This window comes from Cupriavidus sp. HPC(L) (assembly GCF_000307735.3).
GTDB lineage: Bacteria > Pseudomonadota > Gammaproteobacteria > Burkholderiales > Burkholderiaceae > Cupriavidus.
This window is the reverse complement of record NZ_AMPR02000397.1, coordinates 1-1,223: the sequence shown is the minus strand read 5'-3', so window position 1 is coordinate 1,223 and position 1,223 is coordinate 1. Positions and strand designations below refer to the sequence as shown.

General features: G+C 74.0%; 1 protein-coding gene. It reads left to right on the top strand.

Annotated elements, in window-relative coordinates; translation table 11 throughout:
* Nucleotides 1-1,223, top strand: a 1,223-nt coding sequence (locus tag B551_RS18345) for a penicillin-binding transpeptidase domain-containing protein (protein WP_023264740.1), incomplete at both ends; no start/stop codon positions are given.

Here is a 1,223-nt window from a genome sequence, read left to right as displayed (position 1 = left end):
TGGGCCGGCTGCTGGTCGAGCGGGCCGCGCCGGGCGCGAGTCGCACCGCGCCGGCCGCGATCGACTCGACGCTCGATGCCGGCGTGCAGCGCCTGGCGACGGCCAGCCTGCAGCGGCATCTGCGCGAGCTGGCCGGACGCCATGTCGAGGACGGCGCGGTGGTCGTGCTCGATAACGCCAGCGGCGACGTGCTGGCCTATGTGGGCTCGTCGGGCACGCTGTCCGCGGCGGCGCAGGTCGACCATGCGGCCGCCCTGCGCCAGGCCGGCTCGACGCTGAAGCCTTTCCTCTATGCGCAGGCGCTCGAGGAGCGGCGCCTGACCGCGGCCTCGCTGCTGGACGACCGGCCGGTCAACCTGCCGACCGGCGGCGGCCTCTATATCCCGCGCAACTACGATGGCCGCTACGGCGGCTGGGTCAGCATGCGCGCCGCGCTGGCCGGATCGCTCAATGTGCCGGCGGTGCGCACGCTGGTGATGGTGACCCCGCACCGATTCCATCGGCGCCTGGTCGCGCTCGGGCTGCCGCTGACCGAGGCCGGCGACTACTACGGCTACAGCCTGGCGCTGGGCAGCGCCGACGTGTCGCTGCTGACGCTGACCAATGCCTACCGCACGCTGGCCAACCAGGGCCGCCAGGCCCCGGTGCGGATGCGGCTGGCCGAACCGGCGCCGCGGCCGCTGGCGGTGATGTCGGCGGCGGCGACGCATGTGATCGGCGACGTGCTGTCCGACCGGCATGCGCGCGCGCGCACCTTCGGCCTCGACAGTCCGCTGACCACGCGCTTCTGGACCGCGGTCAAGACCGGCACCAGCAAGGACATGCGCGACAACTGGTGCATCGGCTGGTCGCAGCACTACACGGTCGGCGTCTGGGTCGGCAACGCCAGCGGCGCGGCGATGCGCGATGTGTCAGGCGTATCGGGCGCGGCGCCGGTCTGGCACGAGGTGATGGCGTACCTGCATCGCGACCGCGCGAGCCGGCCGCCTGCCATGCCCGCGGGTGTCGAGCGCGTGCCGGTGCGGTTCGAAGGCGTACCCGAGCCTGCGCGGGACGAGGTGTTCCTGGCCGGTACCGCGGTGCCGCTCGTCGCGGTCGGCAGCCACCAGGAGGGCACGCCGGTGGCTCGGTTGGCGGCGGAGCGCGGCCGGGGCGCGGCGATCGCCAGCCCGGCCGACGGCACCGTGTTCGCGCTCGATCCCGATATTCCGCCGCAGGCGCAG